This window comes from Streptomyces sp. NBC_00443 (assembly GCF_036014175.1).
GTDB lineage: Bacteria > Actinomycetota > Actinomycetes > Streptomycetales > Streptomycetaceae > Streptomyces.
Genome location: NZ_CP107917.1, coordinates 2476264 through 2492829 on the forward strand (window position 1 = coordinate 2476264; position 16566 = coordinate 2492829).

Genomic DNA, 16566 nt, shown 5'->3' on the forward strand with positions numbered 1-16566 from the left:
GCCGCATCTCCATCCGCCTCCCTCCCTCGGGCACGCGGCGCATCAGTAGGATCGCTGTCTACGCGAACGACGCCTACGCGAACGAGAACACGTCGCGGTACACGGGGGCGTCGGTGCCAGGACGTATCACGATCAATCGCGAAGGATGAGTGCATTCGGTGAGCGTCGTCATCATCAAACGACCACCGCGGATAGTGCCCCCGGCCGTCCCGGAGGGCGAGGTCAAACTCGAGACGCCTCCTGAGATCCCTCGCGAGGGCGACGAGAGCATGCTGATGAACCTGCTGCCCATGATGGGCATGGTGGGTTCGGTCGGCTTCTTCTTCATGCCGGGTCTCCCCTCGTACATGAGGGTCGTCGGCGGGCTGATGCTCGCCTCGACGCTGGCCATGGCCATCGCCCAGTTCGCCAAGTCCCGTCAGCAGGGCGGCGGCGCGGGGATGGCTCAGGACCGGCGTGACTACTTCCGCTACCTGGAGCAGGTCCGCAAGGACGTACACAAGACCGCGGATCTGCAGCGGCAGAGCCAGCTCTTCCAGCACCCCGACCCGGAGCAGCTGTGGGCGGTCGCGGCGGACGGCAAGCGGCTGTGGGAGCGGCGCCCGATGGACGCGGACTTCGCGTCCGTGCGGATCGGCCGCGGCATCCAGCAGCTGAACACCCCGCTGGTAGCGCCGGAGACGGCGCCCAAGGAGGAGCTGGAGCCGCTGACCGCGGCGGCCATGAAGGCGTTCCTCGACGCGCACGGCAGTCTGTCCGACCTGCCGGTCGCCATCTCGCTGCGCGCCTTCTACCACGTGACCGTCTGCGGTGAGACGGACACGGTCTACGGCAACGCCCGCGCGTCCCTGTCCCAGCTGGCGACGCTGCATTCGCCCGAGGACCTGATGATCGCCGTGGTGGCGCATCCCTCCGCGGCGGCGGACTGGGACTGGATCAAGTGGCTGCCGCACAGCCAGCACCCGAAGAGCAAGGACGGGGCGGGCTCGTCCCGGCTGCTCTTCGACGACCTCGGTGAGCTGGAGGAGGCGCTCGCGGACCAGCTGGACGACAGGCCCCGCTGGAACCGTGAGGCGACCCCGGTCTACGACCAGCCGCACCTGATCGTGGTGCTCGACGGCGGCACGGTGCCGCCGGACTCCGAACTCGCCAGCAGCGAGGGCCTCCAGGGCGTCACCTTCCTGGAGATCTCGCCCGGCGAGCTGGAGGAGGAGCTGCGCGCCGGTCTGACGGTCTATGTGAAGCCGGACCGGATGCGGCTGTTCGTCGGCCACGAGTCGGCGTACACCGGCAGGCCCGACCTGCTCAACCCGGCGCAGGCCGAGTCCCTGTCGCGGCAGCTGGCCCCCTTCCGGGTCGGGTCCGCGGAGGAGGGCGAACCGCTGCTGTCCAACCTGGACTTCACGGACCTCATGGGCATCGGCGACGCGGGCACCGTCGACGTCTCCCGCACCTGGCGGCCGCGCACGCTGCACGAGCGGCTGCGCGTGCCGATCGGTGTCGGCGAGAACGGCGAGCCGGTCATGCTGGACCTCAAGGAGGCCTCGCAGGAGGGCATGGGCCCGCACGGCCTGTGCGTCGGCGCGACCGGCTCCGGTAAGTCCGAGGTGCTGCGTACGCTGGTGCTCGGCCTCGCGGTCACGCACTCGTCGGAGACGCTGAACTTCATCCTCGCGGACTTCAAGGGTGGCGCCACCTTCGCCGGTATGGCGGACATGCCGCACACCGCGGCCGTGATCACCAACCTCGCGGACGACCTCACCCTGGTCGACCGTATGCGTGACTCGATCATGGGTGAGACGCAGCGCCGTCAGGAGCTGCTGCGCTCGGCCGGCAACTACGCCAACCTGCACGACTACGAGAAGGCCCGGGCGGCGGGCGCCGCGCTGGAGCCGATGGCCTCACTGGTCATCGTGCTCGATGAGTTCTCCGAACTCCTCACGGCCAAGCCGGACTTCATCGACATGTTCATCCAGATCGGCCGTATCGGCCGTTCGCTGGGTGTGCACCTGCTGCTGGCCTCGCAGCGCCTGGAAGAGGGCAAGCTGCGCGGCCTGGACACCTATCTGTCGTACCGGATCGGTCTGCGGACCTTCTCCGCCGCCGAGTCCCGTACGGCGATCGGTGTCCCGGACGCCTACCACCTGCCGTCGATTCCCGGTTCCGGTTATCTGCGCTACGACACCGACACCATGGTCCGCTTCAAGGCGGCGTACGTGTCGGGGGCGTACCACGGCGAGGGCCCCTCCCGGGTGCACCGCTCCACGCAGCTGCGGCCCGCGCTGTTCTCGGCGGAGCACGTGGCGCTGCCCCCGCAGCCGGTGATCGAGGAGCCGGAGCCCGACGACCGGGTGGACGACGCGCTCGCCGACACCGTGCTGGACGTCCTCGTCAGCCGGATGATCAACCAGGGACCGCCCGCCCACCAGGTGTGGCTGCCCCCGCTCGACGAGGCGCCCTCGCTGGAGCAGCTGCTCCCGCAGCTCGCCGTCACCCAGGACCGCGGCCTCACCGCGCCCGACTACACGGCGCTGGGCCGGCTCAACGTGCCGGTCGGCCTCGTCGACAAGCCGTTCGAGCAGCGGCGTGACGTGCTGTACCGGGACTTCGCGGGCGGTGCGGGCCACGGTCTGTTCGTCGGTGGTCCGCAGTCCGGCAAGTCGACACTGCTGCGCTCGCTCATCTCGTCGTTCGCCCTCACCCACACGCCGTCCGAAGTGCAGTTCTACTGCCTGGACTTCGGCGGTGGCGGTCTGATCTCGATGGAGGAGCTGGCGCACGTCGGCGGTGTCGCCAACCGTCTCGACGCCGAGAAGGTGCGCCGTACGGTCAGCGAGGTCGAGGGCATCCTCAACGCGCGTGAGGAGTACTTCCGCACCAACAACGTCGACTCGATCCAGACCTACCGCCAGCGCCGGAACTCGGGCCAGCTGCCGGACCAGCTCTGGGGCGACGTCTTCCTCGTCATCGACGGCTGGGCCACCTTCAAGACCGACTACGAGATGCTCGAGGCGACCGTCACGGAGATCGCCACGCGCGGCCTCGGCTTCGGTGTGCACGTGATCCTGACGGCGAGCCGCTACACCGAGGTGCGGCCCGCGCTCAAGGACATGCTGCAGAACCGTATCGAGCTGCGGCTCGGTGACCCGACGGAGTCCGAGATCGACCGCAAGGTCGCGCAGAACGTCCCCGCGACCGTGCCGGGCCGCGGTCTGACCTCGGACAAGCTGCACTTCATGGCGGGCCTGCCCCGCGTCGACGGCTCCTCGGAGACGGAGGACCTGTCGGAGGCGACGTCGATCCTCGTGCGCGGCATCAACGACAACTGGCAGGGCCAGCACGCGCCGGCCGTCCGTCTGCTGCCCACGATGATGCCGGCGGACGGGCTGCCCAAGGGCTTCGAGCACCCGGACCGCGGTGTCGCCATCGGCATCGACGAGTCGTCGCTGTCGCCGGTCTTCGTCGACTTCGAGACGGACCCGCTCTTCATCGTGTTCGGCGAGAGCGAGTCCGGTAAGTCCGCGATGCTCCGGCTGCTCGTCAAGCAGATCACCGAGCGCTACTCGCCGGACAAGGCGAAGATCGTCATGGGCGACTACCGGCGCGCCCACCTGGAGGGCGTGCCCGACTCGCACCTGTCGCGGTACTGCGCCTCGGCGCCGGCCCTGACGGAGACGCTGGAGGGCCTGGCCGGCTCGATGCACCGCCGTATGCCCGGCCCGGACGTCACGCCCGAGCAGCTGCGCAACCGCAGCTGGTACAACAGCCCGGACGCGTTCGTCATCGTCGACGACTACGACCTGGTGGCGACCGGCGTGAACCCGCTGGCCCCGCTCCTGGAGTACCTGCCGTTCGCCCGTGACGTCGGTCTGCGCGTCATCATCGCGCGTTCCTCGGGCGGTGCGAGCCGGTCGCTGTACGAGCCCGTGATGCAGCGGATGCGCGAGCTCGGCGCCCAGGGCGTCGTGCTCTCCGGCGACCGGGCGGAGGGTGCGCTGCTCGGCAACATCACCGCGACGCAACTGCCGCCCGGGCGTGGACACTTCCACACGCGCCGTCGGGGCGGGCAGCTGATTCAGACGGGTTGGGTGCCGAACCGGTTCTGAGGGACGGTCGGTCGAGCGGAGGGGCGGTACCCATGTGGGTGCCGCCCCTCCGCGTTGCCCACGTGAGGGGTGGGTCTCGTACGGGTGTCCCCGTTAGAGTGGCGTTGCGACAGAAATGACGAGCCACGGGGGGCAGTTGTGCCGTCGGACTACATGGACTCCGACCCTGAGGTCCTCAAGACCGAGGGCTTTCACATGTTCGGCGTCGGCGTGGACTTCGCCAAGGCCGTGACGGCCCTGCAGACCGGGCTGACCGCGCTCGAGAAGGGCGACACCCCGCCGTGGGGTGACGACGACATCGGCGAGAAGTTCGGCGTCGTCTACGAGGGCCTGCGCGACGGCATGTACGAGTCGATGGCCAGCCTGGCGGAGCGCATCGCCGGTATGGGCGTCGCCTTCACCAAGATGGGCGTGGCGCACGAGAAGAACGAGGCCGAGCAGGACGCCATCTGGCAGCGGACGATGTCCGAGTACGACGGTCAGGTGGAGGTGCCGACCGGCGTCGTGCACAGCAACCTGCGGCCTCGCCAGGACCTCTGATCCTCGACGGGCACGTGCGGGGCCGTCGACGCAAGTAGGCTGAGTCACGTACGTCGTTCGCACGTCAGGAAGAGGCCCAGCGGCATGACCGAGGCACGCAACAACGAGGTCGGGACTCAGTCCGAGGACGTCAAGGCACGCAAGGAGCGGGAGCGGGACGAGCTGTACGCCCTCGACATCTCGGGCGTCGAATGGCAGTGCGCGCCCGGCACCGAGGCGCACGAGGAGCGGGTCGAGATCGCCTACCTGCCGGCGGGCGCGGTGGCCATGCGTTCGTCCCTGGATCCCGGCACCGTGCTGCGGTACACCGAGGCGGAGTGGCGGGCGTTCGTGCTGGGGGCTCGGGACGGGGAGTTCGATCTGGAGGCTGCGCCGCGCGGTGGTGGGGTGGCGGCGGAGTAGGCCGGCTTCGGGAGCGCACCGCCGCCGTTCGCAGTGGAGGACGGGCCTGACCGCGGGACCGGCCCGGCGCCTAGGATCAAGGTCCTACGAAAATGCGTCCGCGATGACGGAGGACGGGGACCCATGACCGGCTCGACCGAGGACTACGCACCGCACCCCCACATAGGCGGCCGGACCGCCGCACTGCGCGCGCTCACCGCATGGCGGGAGGCCGCGCCCGGCGCTCCGCGCGTCGTCGTGGTCACCGGCGATTCCGGCAGCGGGCGTTCGCGGCTGCTCACCGGGTTTCTGATGCTGTGCGAGCCGGAGTACCGCAAGCGGCTGCCGCTGGACGAGCTGGATCCGTCGACGGTGCCGCCGGATCTGCCGGCCCCGGCCGTACCCGTCCCCGAAGGGCTGACCGCCGCCCAGGTCCTGTGGCTGCTCGCCGACCACTACGAGCTGAACGCCACCAGCGTCGAGGGCGTGTACGCCGAACTGGCCGCACTCGACGAGCCGGTGACGGTCGTCGTGCCGGACGTCGACCGTGCCGGTCCGGTGCGGACAGCGGGCGAACCCGCACGGCTGGTACGCGAGGTGCTCTCGCCCCTGGCCGCCACGGAGACGGTCCGGCTGCTGGCCGAGGTGCCGCGTCAGCTGGTCGCCGAGCTGGCCGAGGGTCAGGCGTCCGGCACCGTGCAGATCATCGATCTCGACGAGCCGGAGTGGGCCGACCCCGAGGGCCTGCTGCGGCACGCCCACGCGGCGCTGAGCCCGGAGTTCGGAGCACCCGAGCTTCCGTTCACCGTGGATCCCGCCGCCCGTCTCGCCCTGGGAGCAGCCATCGGCCGCCGGGCCGGGACCAGCCCGCTGGTCGTCCAACTCGCCGTCAACTGCATTCTGATGGCTCCGGAGGGCTTCGACCCGGCCGACGAGAGGTTCCTGCCGACGTCGGTCGGTGAGGCCCTGGATCTGCACGCCAGGCGGCTCGGCACCGACTCGCAGACGCTGCGGCTCATGCTCACCCCGCTCGCCCTGGCCGAAGCAGACGGCATGCCGGTCCAGCTGTGGGCACGGCTGGCGAGCGCGGTCGCCGGGCAGGACATGAGCCAGGCCCTCGCGGGCGGGATGCTGCTCGCCGGGCCGTTCGTCCAGCCCGAGGAACAGGACGCGGACGCGTCGGACGACGAGCAGGCGGACGACGGACGTACGTTGCTACGACTGCTGCACCCGGCCATCGGCGACGAGATCCGCGCCGGTCTGCCGAACGTTGCCGCCGCTCAGAGCCAGATCGCGATGGCCCTGCTGGAGGCCGTGCCCGAGCAGGACTGGAGCAAGGCCGACCCCTACGTGCGGGACAACATCGCGGGCCACACGCTGGAAGCGGGGCTGCTGCCCCAACTCCTCACCGACCCGGCGCTGTTCGTCCACGCCGATCCAGTGCCGTTGCGCGCCGCCGTCGAGGCGGTACCGACCGAGGAGCTGGGCGCCCCCGCCCGCACGTACCTGCGTACGGCACCCCTGCTGACCCGCACCCAGGCGCCCGTCACGCTGCGTGCCGCCCTGTTGGAGACCGCGTTCGTCGAGGACGGCCTGCCCGAGTACGCCGAGGCGATACACCGGCGACTCGGCCTGGAACTGCCCTGGCAGACGCTGTGGAGCCTGCCCGTCCCGGGCATCAGCGCCGTGACCGTCGGCAGCCTGCCTCGCCCGGACGGATCTGCCACCCCGGTCGCCGTACTGGTCGTACCCGTGGGCACGCCGGGTGCCCACCCGGTCGGTGCGTCCGGCGAGGAGCCCGGTTCCGCGGTGCTCGTCCATGGCCTCGTACAGTCTGATCACCTCGGCGATGCCGACCCCGAGCAGATTCTTCGCCCCTCGGAGGAGGAACGTGCCGCCGCCCCGCTGGGCCTGAGCCGAGGTGCCGACTACCTGCGGGTCTGGGACCGGGCGGATCAGGAGCTCGTGGCGGCACTGATCTCCGACACGCCCTTCACCGCCGCCGACATCTCCCCCGACGGCATCCTCCTTCTCGCCACCGAGCACGGGGCGAAGGCCCTCCGTATCCGCGCGGCGGACGCGGGGATAGCCTCGTAGGCACCCACAACCCATGAACCTCGAAGGAGCCTCCCCGTGACCAGCCAGGAGCAGGCGCTCGCCATCGCCGACCGTTGGCTCAACCCGGAAGGCTCCGCGGAGCCGCGCCGCGAGGTCCGGATGCAGGAGTTCGACCTGGGCTGGGTCGTGTGGGCGGCGCCTGCGGAGCCCGAGCGTGACCCGGAGACCGGGGAGCGGCGGCCGCCTGCCGAGATCGGTGACGCATGCGGGGTCGTGGACCGTCGTACCGGCGAACTGACGGTCTGGCCGTCGGTGCCGGTCGACGAGGTCGTACAGATGTACCGGCAGAAGCACGGCGGCGCGGGCGCGTCCGAGGGCGGTGCCCGTCCGGTCACCGGTCCCGGCAACACCGCTGTCTTCACGTACACGGACCCGGCGAACGGCGAGGAGACCACCCTCTTCCGCACCTCCGCCGCGGGCCTGCCTCCCGCCGAGTACCAGGCGTGGGGCGAGCTGCGGCGGATGAACGTACCCGCCGACAACGTCGTGGCCATCCACACCGATCTGCGTCCCAGCCTGCTCCCCGGCGGCTACACGGCCGAGCTCCTCAACACCTTCCGCAACGCCCAGCTCTCCTGCTCACAGACCTACGGGGCTCGTCCCGAGGCGCGTGCGGAGGGCATCGCGGCGCTGGTCGAGCAGGTCGAGACCATGCACCGGATGGCCGGCCAGCAGCCGCCGCCCCGCCCGCTCCGCCTCCCGGTACCCGCACAGGTGACGCCGGCCGAGCCGATGCGTGACGTGGCCCTGGGGCGTCATCTCGTCGAGGTCTTCGGCGAGGACGGCGTCCGCCGCTTCGACGCCGACGACGTATCCGACAGCGCGCTGCCCGAGGCTGCCGGGGCGACGCTCACGTGGGCGGGGCTGCCGGCCGACCTCCCGCTGTTCTTCACCGCCGACCGGTCCGACGCCCCTCCGGCCGGTGGCCTGTTCACCGATGTCGCCACGAATCTGCGCGAGCGGCGCAGCCCGGCCGGCGAGGAGAAGATCGGCGCCCTGGCGCACCTGGTCCGGATCGGTTTCGACGGTGTCGCGGTCATCGCCGTGCAGGTCCTGCCGGGCTCGGGGCAGCCGGACGGTCTCGGCGCGCTGTGGGCCGTGGATCCGGTCACTGCCGAGGCCCGCTACGTCAACATGTCGGTCGCCGCCTTCGCGCGCTCCCTGGCGCTGCTCGCCGGCGCACGGCAGCGCCTGCAGGGTCTGGACTCGGTCGCGGCCGGTGCGGAAGTGGCGGCGCTGCAGGAGCAGTTGGCGGCCGTGGACGCGTCCGCGCTGGGCAACGCGGACACCTGGTGGTCGCTGATCGTCGAGCAGATGTGGCACGGGTTGTTCTGACGAACAAGGAGAAACCGTGACTTCGGACCACCCGGCGGCGCCCACCACCGCCGACCAGGCCCTCGCCATCGTGCGCAGCCGCTATGCGCAGCCCGAGCTGCCTGACGGCAGTCCCGCCGAGCTGCGCGTCGAGGAGTTCGACATCGGCTACCTGGTGTACGGGGTGTTCCCGCCCGTCACGGACGCCGCCGGGCGGCCTCAGCCGGCTCCGCCCGGCGGCAGCAAGATCGTGGTCGCCAAGGAGACCGGTGAGACCGTCACCGTGCCCAACTATCCGACTGAGGCGGCCATCGCGCTGTCCCGGAAGCAGCGCCAGGCATGACACGCACGGCTCGGGCGTGAACCTACGGCTCGGGCGTGAACGTAGGGCTTGGGCGTGAACGTAGGGCTTGGGCGTGAACGTAGGGCTCGGGCGTGATCAGTACAGCGAGAACCCGCCGCTGTGCCGCCCCTGGTTCTTCTTCCCGGACTGGGAATCCTCGCCCTCCGCCCGCTTGGGATCGGAAGGCCCGGAGGCCGGGCCACCGCCGTCAAGCGGCTCACCGTGCCTGATCTGGTCGCGCTCGTCCTCCGACAGCGACTCCCACTGACCGCGCAGGGAAGCCATACCTCCGCCCAGGGCGCGCGAGACCGCGGGGTCGTCCATGGCGTCGCGCAGGGCGAGGCGGCCGGAGAGCAGCTTCTTGGCCGCCTCCTGCAGGTCCTTGCCGCCGGCGTCGGTCTCGGAGAGCTTGCGCAGGGCAGAGTTCAGGGAACGAATCTGCTCGGGCTCGAGTGCCTCGTCGAGCACACCGCGTTCCTGTGAAGAGCCCTGCGGGTTAGGTGAGTTGTCGGGTTGCCTCGTCATGTTGCTGCCTCTCGTCGCCGCTCGACACCTGAAGTATCTCCCGTCACTCAGGGATGCCATGCTGGGCCCCCATCGGCCGTAGAGAAGAAGGACCGCATCGTCATGGCTCGGACGCAAGGCACAGGAAGCGGTACCGGCGTCGACCGTTCCCTCGCCGGCCTCGTCGGCAGAGCCTTCGGGCGCCTGGGACGCGCGGGCGGCCTGGTCTTTTTGATCGCGGGCCTCGGCCTGAGCGGGTTCGGCGCGTACGAGGGAGCGTACGCGGCCGGTTGGGCCGGCACGCAGGGCACCCTCACGGTGCAGCAGTGCGAGGTGAGCTACCCGAACAACGCCTCCCGCAGCAGCCGTAAGAACCGCCGTCCCGTCCGCTGCGAGGGTACGTTCGTCGCCGAGGGCGGCAAGGGAACGGACACCAACGCGGCGGTGCAGGTCAGGCAACGGTACGCGCCGGGCACCGAGTTGTCCGTGCAGCAGACGCAGCCGCCGACCTCGGATGACGGGACAGGCGCCGACTACGTCCAGGCCGGGATGGACCGGGCCTGGCGCTGGTTCGCCGCGTTCTTCGGCGGCTGGGTACTCACCGGGCTCGGCGTGTTCTGCCTGGCCACCGGGTTCGCTCCGTTCGGGGCGAGCCGTGTCTCGTTCGACGCTGCCTGGGAGGCGGCGGGGCGGGGAGTGACGCGGGCGGCCGTGCTCGGGATGATCGGGGTGGGGCTCGTCGGCGCCGGGGTGACTTTCTTGATCAGTTACTTCTGACCCGGTGGCGGTTGACCCGGTGACGGTTGACCCGGTGACGGTCCGGCTGACGTCGGGGGATAGCCTGCGCCGGGTCAACTTCGCGTTGACCTTTGCCAGTTCATTCAACGTTCAGCCAATTACGGGGTTCCCGGGCATGTCGACGCCTCCACCGCAGTATCCGAATCAGCCGTACGGGCAGCAGCCGCAACCGCCGTACGGACAGCCACAGCAGACGTATGGCCAGCCGCAGCAACCTTACGGACAACCGCAGCAGCCGTACGGACAGCCGCAGCAAGGGTACGGATACCCGCAGCAACCTCAGCCGCAGCCGCCGCGCGGCCCTCAGCGCCCGCAGCCGGGAGGTGTGCTGCGGATGCTGAAGGCCGCCGTCGTCGTCATAGCGATCTTCGGTGGGCTGGGCTACTACGTCTGGGACTACAACACCAGTCCCACCGGCGGCAAGGCCAAGGCAGAGGCTTCGGCGTCCGCGGCCGCCGAGGAGGCCAAGACGCACGATCCGGAGATCGGCGACTGTGTCAAGGTCGCGGACCCTCAGGGCGATCCGCTGCCGACGGTCGTCGACTGCGGCTCGCCCGAGGCCGAGTACAAGACGGGGGCCCTGCTCCCGGGCCAGGACCAGGAATGCTCGGCGGAGTACGACTACGGCATTCAGTACCGCAACAGCCGGGGCTTCGACTACACGTTGTGTTTCACCGAGGTCTGATCCGAATGGCCGGTCCGGTCCGTACGATCCGTACGGCCTGAGCCGGCCCTCGGCTCGCTGACCGGAATCGAGCGAGTCAGGGCATCGCGTCCGCCAGCGACGCGCCCGCCGCCGCGAGAATGATCGCCATCATGGCCAGGCGGGTGCGGGCGCGCCGCGCCAACTCCACGCTGAGGCCGGCGGAAGCGAGGCTCACGCCGTACACCAGGGTCCCCGCACCCGCCTGCGTACCGTTGTTGAGACGTCCCACGATCACGACGAGACAGACCAGCGCCACCAGCGCCCCTGCAGCCATGAGCCCACCGCGAGCGCTCCGCGCCTGCTGCGACCGCTGTCTCGCGAACCCCGGATCCGACTGCCTCTGGAAAGTCGCCCGGAACTCGTCCACCCCGGGCGGGACCGGATCGCCCTCTCCGCCTCGCAGCTGCGTCTGTACCTGTTCCCCGCCGTGTTCCCGGCCGTGCATCGTCATGGGGAGGCAGCGTAGGTCAATTCGCTAAGCTCACGCACCATGTTGCCTTCGCACACGCCCTCCCCCGCACCCGACGCCATGGTCATACGGACCGGCCGTCGCGGCGCCATGACCGGCCTCCCCTGCTCCGTCCTGCTCATCGCGATGGGCGCGGTCGGCGTCGTCGGCGCGGTCGTGGTTGCTACCGGGAACCAGAAGGGGGAGTCCAATCCGGCAGGTTACGTGGGCCTCGTGTTCATGCTGCTGCTCGGTGCGCTCGGCGTATTCCTGTTCATCGCCAACTGGGCGAACCGTCGCAGCCGGATCCTCGTCGACGCCACAGGCCTGTGGGTCGAGAACGGCAAGCTTCGCAACGTCATCCCTTGGCAGAGCCTCGCCGGAGTCGGCCTGTACTGGAGCAAGTTCGGCCGGAGCCAGAAGGTCTACTCCCTTGAGCTGTTCCCCACCGGCCCGATTGACCGGGACGACCCCGTCCTGTGGACCCTCGTGCGCGACGAGGAGCCGTTGCACCCCGACCTGCCCCGCCTGCGCCACCGCCTCCCCTTCCCCGGCCCCTGCCGACAGGAGATGGTCTCGGCGGTCCAGCAGTACGTCCCGCACCTCTGGCTCGGCGAGTCCGAGCGCGCCGAGGGCCACGTCGGCCGGCCCGACATCAAGGGACACCGACAGCGCACCCAGGGCCGTACGCAGTGACCGGTCTGCCGTCGCCTACGGCTCGCCTCCGACAACAGCGGCGACCTGAAACGGACTTGTGACAGCTGACACCTGAAGTCACCGGCAGGTAAGTCCGTAAACTTTGCGGACGGCTGTACTCCTGTGTGATTTCCCTTGGCTGGTGAGGGACGTGTACGGCCGTGCTGTCTGACGGGGGTGCTTTCTGCTGTGTCGATGATGCTGCCGGACGAACTCGAGTGGGTTCTCCAGATGCTGGGCTACAACTGGCCTACGGCAGACGAGGACAAGCTCAGAGACTCGGCCGCCCTGTGGCGCAAGTTCGGCGAGGACGTCAACGAGCTGCACACCAAGGCGAACACCAGCGCCCGCACGGTGACCGCCAACAACGCCGGCGAGTCCATCGACAAGTTCACGAAGACGTACGAGAAGTTCGACGGCGGGGGCGGCGGCGACGGCTACCTCCGGAACGCCGCCGAGGCCGCCTTCCTCATCGCGAACGTGATGGAGACCTGCGCCTACCTCGTCGAGTTCGCCAAGTGGGCGGTGATCGCCCAGCTCATCGCCCTGGCGATCCAGATCGCCGCCGCCGCTGCCGCCGCGCCCTTCACTTTCGGTCTGTCCTCGGTAGCGGGAATGGGCGCCACCCAGGCCGCCCGCCTCATCGTCCGACGCCTCCTCGACGAGCTCAAAAAAGCCATGATCGAGGCCCTCATCGAGACGATGAAGGAACCCGCGATCTCGGCGATCGAGGCGATCATCACCGACCTCATCCGCCAGACGGTGAACGTCGGCTTCGGCGCCCAGGAGGGCTACGACGTCGGCGCCACCATGAAGGCCGGTGGCACGGCCGGGCTGGAGGCCCTGAAGCAGAGCCCGCAGACGTTCGCCGAGGGCGTGCGCGACAGCATGGGCAAGAAGGCGGGCGACCGCTTCCACCACGCGATCGACAGCCGTATCGACGGGTACAACGGGCCGTCCGGGACGCCGGGCAGCAACAGCGGTGCCGGGGCCCACGGGAGCGGTGACGGCAGCAGCGGGAACGGGGACTCCGGCTCGGGGAGCTCCAACTCCAGCTCCAGCTCCAGCTCTTCCTCGGACTCCGGTTCGTCGGGGTCATCGGACTCGTCGGACTCCTCGACATCGTCGCGTTCGAGCAACGGCAACGGGCCGGGTACGAACATCGGCAACGGGATATCGGCCGACACCGGCGGCAACGACATCGGCGGACCGAATGTCGGGGCGGGCCCTGACTCCGGCTCGGGGTCCGATTCCAACTCCGGCCCCGGGCAGAATCCGTCCTCCTCGGACACGCCGTACTCGAGGCCGACGGTGGCCCCGTCCGGGTCGTCCCTGTCGGACTTCGACGACCCCTCGTCCGGTGGGGCGTCCAACTCCCCCGGCTCCAACGGTTCGTCCGGCACGCCGAGCACCTCCGGGCCCTCGCACTCCGGTGGCGGTTCCGGCGTATCCGGCCTGTCGTCCCCGAGCCCGCAGTCCACGCCGTCGTCCGGGGCCGCGTCGTCCGGCAGTACGTCCTCCTCACCGGGAAGCGGCTCGATCGGCACCCAGATCGACGGCCTGGCCGCCACCGCTCCCACCCAGTCCAACGCCGCACCGGCACCGGCAGCCGACTCGTCTCCCTCCAGTTCCGGAAGCCGTTCGGACGGCGGCTCGGCCATGCCGACGTCGCCCACGGCGCCTTCCACCGGGGGCGCGACTCCCGGTGGGCACCACAGCCCGGGCGCCTCCGGCGGCACCAGCACGCCGTCCGCCACAAGCCCGAGCCCCAACTCCGCCTCGGCGAGGAATCCCTCTGCGGGTACTCCTGGCACGCCGTCAGCCACGGGGACGGGGCCGGCCTCCACTCCGAGCGCCACGGCTTCTGCGGCGCCTCGGAGTACGCCAGCTGCGACGCCGGACGGGCGAGCTCCGGGTGCGGGGGACGGCCGTACGCCGGGTACGCAGGGAACGCCGGATGGTCGAATACCGACCCAGCGCCCTGGCAGTACGACCCCGGGCGACAGCAGCACGCCGCGGAACACCCCCGCCGCTTCGACACCCGGCGACCGCACCCCGCCCCGCAACGCCCCCGGGACCACCACACCGGGGGACGGCACGACGCCTCGCAACAACCCCGGGAACACGACCCCCAGTGACAGCACCACCTCCCGCAACAACCCCGGTACGACACCTGGCGACCGCACTCCGCCCCGCAACAACCCCGGCACCGTCACACCAGGGGACGGCACGACGCCTCGCAACAACCCCGGGAACACGACCCCCAGTGACAGCACCACGCCCCGCAACAACCCCGACTCGACCGGCGGCAGCCGTACCAACACCCCAGGACAGAACCCGAGTACGACCACCCCGAACCAGAACCCGGCCCAGTCGACTCCCCCCAGGACCGCGTCGCCCTCCACCAACACCCCCGCGTCGACGCCATCGACCTCGCCCGGCACCGGACCCGAGCGCGCCTCGACGCCGAGCAACAGTCCGCACTCGTCGACCCAGCCCGGCCCTACCAGCAACCCCGCGACTCAGGGCACGCCCGGCACTCCGAACCAGCCGAACCCCGGCACCACCCCCAACAGGCCGCCCCACCAGCCCGCGGGGAGCACGCCGAACACCCCGAACCAGCCGGGCTCGCAGCCCACCACCCACCAGCCCCCGGCGAACACCCCGAACCAACAGCAGCAGCCGCCCCAGGTCACCCCGGTCCCGATCCACCACGTGACCCAGGTGCCGAGCAACCAGCCCAATCAGTCCAACCCGCAGACCCCGGACCCCACCCCCAGCAACGCCAACCAGCAGGACTCCTCGGACAACCCGAAGCCGAAGGAGACTCCGACCCCGGCCTCGGAGACCCGCAACACCAACCCGCCGGGGGCGTCACCGACCCCACCCGCGCCGAGCAGGACGCCCTGGAGAACTCGGTCCCCCGAGACGAGAACGGCGACCCGACCCGACCGCCGAACCCGGCGGACGGCCGCTGGGTCGAGCGCATCAACGGCGAAGGTCGAGACGCCCCCGGCCGCAACAACAACTGCGTCGACACGGCCCTGTCCACGGTCGACACCTACGCCGGCAACCCCACGGCCGCGGGCGCACGTACCCCCGACCACGATGCCGACGGCAAGCCCTCGGACCGCGGTGAGAAGGGCGGCCGCGACCGCATCGAGAACACCCTCGGCGCCCGCTTCAGCGACATGGGCAACGGCCGCGACGCCTTCAACCGCCTGGAGAACACCCTCCGCAACAGCGGCCATGGCTCGCAGGCCGTGATCATCACGCAGGACGCCAACGGACGGGCCCACGCGTGGAACGCCGTCAACCACAACGGCAAAGTCACCTACATCGACGCCCAGACGGGGCAGCAGAGCTCGAGGCCGCTGCACGACGGCAACAACGGGGTCTTTGCGATTCCGCTGGACTCGAACCGGCAGCCGGTGGCGACCGACGGGACGGGAAACGCCGACCGATCCACGCCGGACTCTGGCCAACAGGCATCCGAGACAGCTGACAGCACCGATCGCCGACCGGCTGAGAATCCGGCGGGCGCGCCACAGGAATCCGATCCCGACAACACTGACGAGAAACCTCACCCCAGGGACGATCCACAGCGCACGGAACACCCTCGACTCACCGAGCCGGAGACCGTCGACACTTCCCACTACGGCATGAATCCCATGCCGGACCAGCAGAACGTGCGGCAGACGAACAATGTCCGGCAGCTCGACATGGACCCGGTCCACCAGCAGCTGAACGACTGGCTGGACCCGGTTCCGACCGAAGACGGCACCGGTACACGGGTCCCGCTCGTCGACGCCCTACAGTCCTGCAGTCCGCCGCGACCCGACGACCCCGATCACAAGCCGAGGATTCTGCGGCATGACGACCTGGTAAGGATTCTCCCCGGCTTCGGGGACATGCACCCCGGGGAACGGGGTGCGGTGATCGCGTCGCTGGCTCGTCTGAGCCTGAAATTCCATGAGTCCCACGCCGTGAGTGCGAGCCCGGAGCCGCTGGACGGCTATCCAAAGCCAGCAGTCGGGAAGCACGCCACGGCGCACTGGGCACCATCGCGGCGAGACGACGAAATCACGGCAGCACTCATAAATGAACTGGGTGGAGTTGCCGCGAGTATCAAGGACGCAGGGGAGCATCGCCCCGACTTCACCGGACGCAATTACGCCGCCGTCGAGGTCTACGACCCAGTAAGCAAACAAATAAGCTACGTGGTCGACAGCTCTTACCCTGGAACTGACAACAAGCATTCAGAGAAGAACATTCTGGATTACTTGGACACACTCAACGAGCAACGCGAAGAAAGTGCGCAATACGAGCCGCTGAGCATGTACACCGACCGTGAACCATGCGGCAAGGGTGGGGGATACGCGAACTGCGCCAGGTTGATTTCGCAGAAAATGGCGGGCGTCGATGTGTTCTACGGAACCGGTTACCGCAAGGAGGCGGATATCGTGAGCCCCGAGGACGTACCTGAGAACAACAAGACGCATAAGCGGCAATTCGAGGACGATCTGAACAAGAACCTCAAGAGGCTCGGTAAGGTGTGGATCCGCGCCATGACGCATGGCGGCCTGCAGAGCACCGGCTCAGAGTGATGCCC

The 16566-nt window shown here is 69.7% G+C and carries 12 protein-coding genes and 1 pseudogene; 11 read left to right on the plus strand and 2 right to left on the minus strand.

Annotated features, from left to right (window positions below; translation table 11 throughout):
• Window positions 1–158: 158 nt before the first annotated feature.
• The 6 genes from eccCa (at window position 159) to OHO27_RS10935 (ending at window position 8802) form a co-directional block, all read left to right on the plus strand.
• Complete coding sequence (gene eccCa / locus OHO27_RS10910; RefSeq protein WP_328422692.1) at window positions 159–4106, plus strand: type VII secretion protein EccCa; 3948 nt, start codon at window positions 159–161, stop codon at window positions 4104–4106.
• A 153-nt stretch (window positions 4107–4259) separates the two neighbouring features.
• On the plus strand, window positions 4260–4646 hold the full coding sequence (locus tag OHO27_RS10915) for a hypothetical protein (protein WP_328422694.1): 387 nt from the start codon (window positions 4260–4262) through the stop codon (window positions 4644–4646).
• Between the two features lie 84 nt (window positions 4647–4730).
• Window positions 4731–5048: a DUF397 domain-containing protein gene (locus OHO27_RS10920; RefSeq protein WP_328422696.1), complete on the plus strand. Its 318-nt coding sequence runs from the start codon at window positions 4731–4733 to the stop codon at window positions 5046–5048.
• A gap of 123 nt (window positions 5049–5171) precedes the next feature.
• Entirely contained in the window at window positions 5172–7124 is a 1953-nt protein-coding gene (locus OHO27_RS10925; protein ID WP_328422698.1) for an ATP-binding protein, read from the plus strand.
• Window positions 7125–7160: 36 nt separating this feature from the next.
• Window positions 7161–8480, plus strand: a complete 1320-nt coding sequence (locus OHO27_RS10930; RefSeq protein ID WP_328422700.1) for an SUKH-4 family immunity protein — start codon at window positions 7161–7163, stop codon at window positions 8478–8480.
• 16 nt (window positions 8481–8496) lie between these two features.
• On the plus strand, window positions 8497–8802 hold the full coding sequence (locus OHO27_RS10935; RefSeq protein ID WP_328422702.1) for a hypothetical protein: 306 nt from the start codon (window positions 8497–8499) through the stop codon (window positions 8800–8802).
• Window positions 8803–8898: 96 nt separating this feature from the next.
• Here OHO27_RS10935 and OHO27_RS10940 read toward each other — a convergent pair whose 3' ends face one another.
• The gene (locus OHO27_RS10940) at window positions 8899–9270 is read right to left on the minus strand and encodes a hypothetical protein (RefSeq protein ID WP_328422704.1); all 372 of its coding nucleotides are present in this window, start codon (window positions 9268–9270) and stop codon (window positions 8899–8901) included.
• 159 nt (window positions 9271–9429) lie between these two features.
• Here OHO27_RS10940 and OHO27_RS10945 point away from each other — a divergent pair, with 159 nt between their 5' ends.
• Together OHO27_RS10945 and OHO27_RS10950 are read left to right on the plus strand one after the other, a co-directional pair.
• Window positions 9430–10083, plus strand: a complete 654-nt coding sequence (locus OHO27_RS10945; protein WP_328422706.1) for a hypothetical protein — start codon at window positions 9430–9432, stop codon at window positions 10081–10083.
• A 355-nt stretch (window positions 10084–10438) separates the two neighbouring features.
• The gene (locus tag OHO27_RS10950; protein WP_328422708.1) at window positions 10439–10789 is read left to right on the plus strand and encodes an LppU/SCO3897 family protein; all 351 of its coding nucleotides are present in this window, start codon (window positions 10439–10441) and stop codon (window positions 10787–10789) included.
• Window positions 10790–10865: 76 nt separating this feature from the next.
• On the opposite strand, the gene OHO27_RS10955 is transcribed toward OHO27_RS10950, so the two are convergent.
• Complete coding sequence (locus OHO27_RS10955) at window positions 10866–11084, minus strand: hypothetical protein (protein ID WP_328422710.1); 219 nt, start codon at window positions 11082–11084, stop codon at window positions 10866–10868.
• 216 nt (window positions 11085–11300) lie between these two features.
• Between OHO27_RS10955 and OHO27_RS10960 the strand changes: the two genes are divergently transcribed.
• The 3 genes and pseudogenes from OHO27_RS10960 to OHO27_RS10965 all read left to right on the plus strand — a co-directional run bounded on the left by OHO27_RS10960 (window position 11301) and on the right by OHO27_RS10965 (window position 16561).
• The gene (locus OHO27_RS10960) at window positions 11301–11954 is read left to right on the plus strand and encodes a hypothetical protein (protein WP_328422712.1); all 654 of its coding nucleotides are present in this window, start codon (window positions 11301–11303) and stop codon (window positions 11952–11954) included.
• A gap of 198 nt (window positions 11955–12152) precedes the next feature.
• A pseudogene (locus OHO27_RS43120) lies at window positions 12153–12581 on the plus strand (WXG100-like domain-containing protein); the annotation flags it as partial.
• A 2417-nt stretch (window positions 12582–14998) separates the two neighbouring features.
• On the plus strand, window positions 14999–16561 hold the full coding sequence (locus tag OHO27_RS10965) for a toxin glutamine deamidase domain-containing protein (protein WP_328430402.1): 1563 nt from the start codon (window positions 14999–15001) through the stop codon (window positions 16559–16561).
• Window positions 16562–16566: the final 5 nt, after the last annotated feature.

Bases quoted from the DNA above. Each gene is read 5' to 3' on its own strand.
- OHO27_RS10915 (WP_328422694.1), top strand. From the start codon at position 4,260: ATGGACTCCGACCCTGAGGTCCTCAAGACCGAGGGCTTTCACATGTTC.
- OHO27_RS10920 (WP_328422696.1), top strand. From the start codon at position 4,731: ATGACCGAGGCACGCAACAACGAGGTCGGGACTCAGTCCGAGGACGTC.
- OHO27_RS10925 (WP_328422698.1), top strand. From the start codon at position 5,172: ATGACCGGCTCGACCGAGGACTACGCACCGCACCCCCACATAGGCGGC.
- OHO27_RS10945 (WP_328422706.1), top strand. From the start codon at position 9,430: ATGGCTCGGACGCAAGGCACAGGAAGCGGTACCGGCGTCGACCGTTCC.
- OHO27_RS10950 (WP_328422708.1), top strand. From the start codon at position 10,439: ATGCTGAAGGCCGCCGTCGTCGTCATAGCGATCTTCGGTGGGCTGGGC.
- OHO27_RS10955 (WP_328422710.1), bottom strand. From the start codon at position 11,084: ATGGCTGCAGGGGCGCTGGTGGCGCTGGTCTGTCTCGTCGTGATCGTG.
- OHO27_RS10960 (WP_328422712.1), top strand. From the start codon at position 11,301: ATGTTGCCTTCGCACACGCCCTCCCCCGCACCCGACGCCATGGTCATA.